This is a genomic window from Mycoplasmopsis felifaucium ATCC 43428 (assembly GCF_000687775.1).
GTDB classification, from domain to species: domain Bacteria; phylum Bacillota_I; class Bacilli_A; order Mycoplasmatales; family Metamycoplasmataceae; genus Mycoplasmopsis; species Mycoplasmopsis felifaucium.
Map to the genome: position 1 here is coordinate 26,123 of NZ_JHXS01000011.1, position 6,122 is coordinate 32,244.

The window sequence follows — 6,122 nt, forward strand, 5'->3', positions numbered from 1 at the left end:
AATAATAATAGTAATTTGATACAATAAATATGCAAATAAGCGTATTTATTACGTTTTTTTATTATATTTACGTAAGGAGGTTTATGAAAGATAAAAATGAAATTAATTCTTCTAAAGCTTGTGAAAAACAGCTGGATAAAGAAATCGTTAATGAACTTTATCCTAATGTTGAAGATTTAGAAAAGAAAAAAGAAAAAGTTACAAACTTAAGAATTGATGATGTACTTAATGAACGCATTAAAATCTCAGAAGAAAAAGCTGAACATTATTCAACTGAAAGTAATAATTCTTTAAATAATAGCGATGGGAGTTTTAATAAAACAATTGTAGGTCCTCATAGATCTAAATTATCTCAACATGATTTGAAAATCGCAAGATTTCAAGCTCTAGAACATCATGAGCACGAAAACTTGCTAAAAGACGAAAACAATAATAATAAGCCTGTTGTTGGAAGAAAAAATACAAGATATAAATATACAAAAATTTCTAACTTTGTTTTAAGACTTTCTCGTTTTTATGCCTTAATGCCATTTTGAAAATTGGGCTTGATTACAGCAGGATTGGCAATTTTATTTGGTATCGTTGGTATCTTCTTAGTTAAGAACCCTGGTATCTATAACTTTGGTTTAGCAGCCTTCGGTCAAGCTACATCAAAGATTACAATGACATTCTTAAGAAAATTCCCTGAAATTTCTAAGCCTGTTTATAACGCAATTGACCAGTCAATGTTCTGGATTTTGTACCTTGTATTAAGTATTCCAATTTTCTGATTTGGGTGAGTAAAACTTGGAAGAAATTACACCGTTTTAACCTTAGAGTTCTTGGTTATAAGTAGCTTTGTTTCAGCTGGATTAGGACAAATTCCTGCTTTAACAAGTTGAACATTATTTGGAACATTCAACCACCCAGAAATTACTGCAGAAATTAAAAATGCTGTTGCAACAGTAAATAACTGAAGTGATGGTAGCAAGGCTCACTTGCTTTCATTATTACCATTACAATGAAACTATGGCGGCCCAATTATTGCACAAATTATTTATGCAGTTGTTTATGGTATTCTTCTTGCTTACTTCTTTGCCGCTATTGCAATTATCGGTGGATCTGCAGGTGTAACGGGAATTATTGGAGAATACGTATCAGTCTATAAACAAAAGAATTTCGGAACAATTAACGGTTATATCAACTTAATAATAATCTTTGTCAGCGTCATTATTGGTAACTATGTTCCAGGTAGCATTATTGCTGGCGATTTCAAAAATACAGTCGACTCTTATGCCTACAACAATTTAAGTTTAACAGATCAAGAAACAATTAGAACAATAGCTAAATTACAATGAAACACAGAATTATACTTCTCGCCTAACTTTGTTTCAACATTTATCTGTAACTTTGCTTTTGTTGCTTACTTGGATAAATTGTTCCCAAGATTTAAAATTGTTCAATGTAAAGTTTATACACATAATATGGATGCTATTAAAGAAGCTATTATCAGCGATGAAAAAACAATCAATAGCTTTACAATCCAAAAAGGTGAAGGTGGCTACTCAGGTTCTAAACTTAAAGTACTTTCATCTATTACACTATACAGACAAGTGCCTCGTTTAATTAAGAAAATTAGAGAAGTTGATGATGAAGCTTTAATTACAGTTTCTGATGTTGCTTCTGTAGATGGTAAAATATATATTCCTAGAGATAAATTCTAATATCAGCATTGCTGATATTTTATTTTTAAACTATAAAACAGCTTTATTAATTTAATAGAAAAATGTACCTGTTTATAAATAAATTTAATAAAATAATAATATAAATTTAGTAGGAGGATAATATGAGAACAATGTTAGATATTACAATTGACTACACACTTAAAAATTGTTCAAACAATAATTATGTAGAGTTCAACGAAATTTTTGATGCAGTTGAAAATGAATTAAGATACAAATGAGAAAAAGAAGCAGAAGAAAAAGAAGTTGATTATAGCAAAATCCGTATTAATAAAATTGGTGAATTATATCGTTTGTTAACGGTAGATTCAAGATTTGAAAGAAATTCTGATGGTTTATGAACCACAAGAGAAGGTTTTGAATAAGATGATAATAACTAATAATTTAGTTAACGCCAAAGAACTTGTAAATAAAGCAAAAAATGCAAAATACGCTGTGCCACATATAAATATTAATAGCTTACTATGAGCAAAAAATGTTCTTGAAGCGGCTCAAGAAGAAAATAGTCCTGTTATTATTGGAGCTAGCGTTGGGGCTATAAAGTATATGGGTGGTTTTAGTACTGTTGCTAATGGGGTAATCTCTCTAGTTAATGATTTAAAAATTACTGTTCCAGTTGCTCTACATTTAGACCACGGAAATTATGATTCTTGTTTTAAAGCTATTGATGCTGGTTTTACATCGGTAATGTTTGACGGTTCATCAATGACTTTTGATGAAAACTACAGTAAAACAGCCGAAATAGTAAAATATGCAAAAGATTATAATGTAAGTGTTGAAGCAGAAGTCGGATCTATTGGCGGCCAAGAAGATGATATGATCTTTATTGGAGAGTTAGCAAGTTCAGAAGAAGCTTTAAAAATGCAAAATTTAGGTATTGATTTCTTAGCTGCAGGAATTGGCAACATTCACGGGCCTTATCCTGAAAATTGAAAATCATTAAATTTTGATAAATTGAAAGAGCTTAATAAGGCTTTAAACATTGGATTAGTATTACATGGTGGAAGTGGAATACCAAAGGATCAAATTAAAAAAGCGATTAAAAATGGTGTTGCTAAAATTAATGTAAACACAGAATTACAACTGTCTTTTTGCGATGGATTAAAAGAATTCATTCTTTCTGGCAAAGTGAATGAAGGAAAGAATTACGACCCACGTAAATTATTAAAAGACGGTTTTGATAACATTAAAAAAACTGTTAAAGAAATAATCCACGAGTTTGGTTCATCTAACAAGATCTAATTTTATGGAGAAAGTATATACTTTCTTCATTTTATTTTTTTCTTATCTAATCAAGATCTAATTTAAATAATAAAATATGTTCAAAATATTATTAAATAACAGTTTAATTACGACAGCTGCATTTAGTATAGTTTCTGTTTCTTGTTTAAACAAGAATGATTCTTACTTTAAAACTTATGAAATTAAGTCTAATATAAATGTTATTGATGGCGATACTATATCTTTTTGAGAAAACGGACAAATAGAATCATTAAGAATATTTGGCATAGATTGCCCAGAAACAAAGAAAAATAATTATCAAAAACTTGCAAAATTTGAGAATCTTTTTGCAAATAAAGCAAAAGCATTTTTGAATAATCAAATTTTACGTAAAAATCTGTTTTATAGATATATAACAACAGACAAATATAGTCGTAAAGTTGGTCAATTATTTTATTATTACAATAATGAGCAGATAGATGTAGGATTAGAAATTGTCAGAAATGGACTGGCAAGAGTTAAATATATAAACATAGATAAGAAAGATATTTTTACCGTAAGGGATGCAGACTTAAAAGAATATTTTTATAAGTTAAAAGAAAATGAAAATTTTGCAAAGAGAAACAATCTTAACATATGAAGTTATAATCAATCCTTAATTTTTAGCAAACAATAAACTATAAAAATAATTATTTTAATGATGATAAAAAAATGCCAAAATTAGGCATTAAAGTTTTAGATTTCAAAATCCAAATAATTGAGTTATTTGATAAAGTCTTTAATTAATTTTTGGAAGCCTTGACTATTTAAAAAATAGTTATGCTTATTTTTATCTAAGATATTCACTAAGTTTGTATATTGTGAAATAACTTTAGGTTCTTTTTTAGCTGAACTAAATTTTCTAAAATAGTTACCTGCTAAACAAGAAACATAATGTACATTTTTGGATACTTCTGCAAAACTAATAAATCGTATTAATTCATTTATTTCTGCATTTTGTGAACCACCAGATCCATTAGTTAATTTGTGTTCAACAATAAAAATTTCATTATTGATTTTTATTAAAAAGTCAGGATTCTTAAAATCATTTATGGATCTGAATTCAAATTTGACATTATTAACTTCTAAAAAATTGTTAAAAATATCTAATTGACCCTTATCAGGCAGAATATAACATAATTTTGTTGACAATAGTGTTTGAATGGAATTAGCTTTTTGGAAGTCTAACGATACTAAAAAACTTTCAACTTTTTCAATTCCAGTTTTTCCTTTTCTCCTACTTGAAGACATATCGGAATTAACTTGTAAAATTAGATCACTATATCCGTGAGATAAATATAAATCATGTCTATAAGCTATATAATAATCAAGAAATTGTTTCATAATATTTCGCTTATCTAGTTGATTCATATTATTCTTTTCATTCATATATGTATTGTATGAATATCCTAATACTTGTAGATAAGCACAAAAGGCAGAATAATTGATCATTGGAGTATTTTCAACTAAGTTAATGATTTTAACGATAATTTTTTCAGAAACAGCCGAATCAATCATTTGATCTAAACAAAGCGTTTTATAGGTGCTAATATATTCAATAAGTTTATGGTTTACTTTCATCAATTCTGTAGAATTTAAAAATTTATTTTCAGTTATAACCAAAACACCTTTAGAATTTTCTATATCAAAAAGTTGATCGCTATTTTCAAACTAAAATCAAAATACCATCTGTTATTCATTTTCAAAATCCTTTTTAGAGTTAACAGTTATATAGGCTTGTTCCATTATTGCTCTTGCTAATTTAAAATCTAGCCTTCGTCTCCTGATGCCTTTTTTAGTATTACCTTTAAAAGGAGTTAATAAAATATCGTCAGATTCTCCTCTCAAGTGAAATAAAATTTTGTTGCATTCATCTATAAAACAGGCTTTTTTATTATTTGGTATATTTATATTTATCAACGAAAAATGTCTTGAAGTATGCTTTATTTTATTACTTCAATCATATTTAAAATTTTCTTTATAGTCAAAATGAATAAATTTTTTATCGTCAGTACTATCAACAGCTCTTAAACCGAGTCATCCACTAGAATCATTAAAAATTATTCTCACAGAATTATTTGGATTAATTCTTAAATTAAAAATTTCTTTTAGTGTCCCTACCAATAAGTCATTTTTGTAAATTTTTATATCAGTAAATTCTTTAGGTATATTATCAAAACATAATACACATACAGGATTTTCAGTATCTAAGAATGGGTTTTCTTCTAAAACAGTAACAGAGGAAAGCAAATGTTTTTTCTTGAATGAAGAATTAATAAATGACTCAGGAACAATAACAACTACATAGTCTTGAGCTTCTAACATTTTATCAAGTGCAATTAGATATAAGTCATCATATAATGAATTGTTGAAATATTTAGATAAATCTAACTTTTTTCTTGTTGCAGATTGCTTCGCAAGATATGGAGGATTGGTTATTATAAACGCATTATCAATATGTGGAATTTTAACGAGAGAATCATTTTTATTTCACTGTAGGCTTTCATCAATATCTAGGCCAATAATATTTTTGATATTTAAACTTTTTTGACATACATTTAATAAATCACCACCGCCAGCAAAAGGATCATAAGCGATACTGCAGTTTGACCTTTTAATAAAATCAATAATTTGTGGTTTCAACCAAACAGCTTCTTTTGTAAAAAATTGTCCTAACGTCACTTTTTTAACAGACATTTTTAACCTACCTTAAATTCAAGATTACAATCTTAGCAATTAAATTATAGTTATATATTTAAATAATATAAATTTATGATTTAAATTGTTTGTTAGCCAGCTAAAATTCTTCATTAAACTTAATGAATAAATATTTATTTCATAAAAAAAGTAATAAAAAAAGCGGCTCCCTATTCTCCCATCTCTGGTACCTTCGGCACTAAAGGGCTTAACTACTGAGTTCGGAATGGATTCAGGTGGTCCCCTTCGCTATTACCACTGATATTAATATTACACCATTTTTGATTAATACAAAATATTTTTTTAAATTATAAAATGCAAAAGTGAGGTTCCGCCTAAAACGATAAATAATAAAAATCTATTTTAATAATAGACTATTGCTTAGAAAGCAATAGAAAAGATTGCCTTATAAGGCAAAAAAAGATGAATTTTTTAATGAATTTT

General features: G+C 27.4%; 6 protein-coding genes and 1 rRNA gene. 4 read left to right on the top strand and 3 right to left on the bottom strand.

Going from position 1 to position 6,122, the window contains the following annotated elements; all coding sequences use genetic code 4:
- Positions 1-83: 83 nt before the first annotated feature.
- The 4 genes from T390_RS0102420 (at position 84) to T390_RS0102435 (ending at position 3,618) form a co-directional block, all read left to right on the top strand.
- Complete coding sequence (locus tag T390_RS0102420; RefSeq protein WP_084260953.1) at positions 84-1,703, top strand: DUF2179 domain-containing protein; 1,620 nt, start codon at positions 84-86, stop codon at positions 1,701-1,703.
- Positions 1,704-1,825: 122 nt separating this feature from the next.
- Positions 1,826-2,086, top strand: a complete 261-nt coding sequence (gene rpoE, locus T390_RS0102425; RefSeq protein WP_027334920.1) for a DNA-directed RNA polymerase subunit delta — start codon at positions 1,826-1,828, stop codon at positions 2,084-2,086.
- Between the two features lies 1 nt (position 2,087).
- Positions 2,088-2,963: a class II fructose-1,6-bisphosphate aldolase gene (gene fba, locus T390_RS0102430; protein WP_027334921.1), complete on the top strand. Its 876-nt coding sequence runs from the start codon at positions 2,088-2,090 to the stop codon at positions 2,961-2,963.
- A 76-nt stretch (positions 2,964-3,039) separates the two neighbouring features.
- Entirely contained in the window at positions 3,040-3,618 is a 579-nt protein-coding gene (locus tag T390_RS0102435) for a thermonuclease family protein (protein WP_051590857.1), read from the top strand.
- A gap of 86 nt (positions 3,619-3,704) precedes the next feature.
- Here T390_RS0102435 and T390_RS0102440 read toward each other — a convergent pair whose 3' ends face one another.
- The 3 genes from T390_RS0102440 to rrf form a co-directional block, all read right to left on the bottom strand.
- Complete coding sequence (locus T390_RS0102440) at positions 3,705-4,604, bottom strand: hypothetical protein (RefSeq protein WP_027334923.1); 900 nt, start codon at positions 4,602-4,604, stop codon at positions 3,705-3,707.
- A 69-nt stretch (positions 4,605-4,673) separates the two neighbouring features.
- A complete protein-coding gene (locus tag T390_RS0102445) occupies positions 4,674-5,678 on the bottom strand; it encodes an Eco57I restriction-modification methylase domain-containing protein (protein WP_027334924.1) in 1,005 nt (334 codons plus the stop codon).
- A gap of 157 nt (positions 5,679-5,835) precedes the next feature.
- Positions 5,836-5,941, bottom strand: a 5S ribosomal RNA gene (rrf, locus tag T390_RS0102450).
- Positions 5,942-6,122 lie beyond the last annotated feature (181 nt).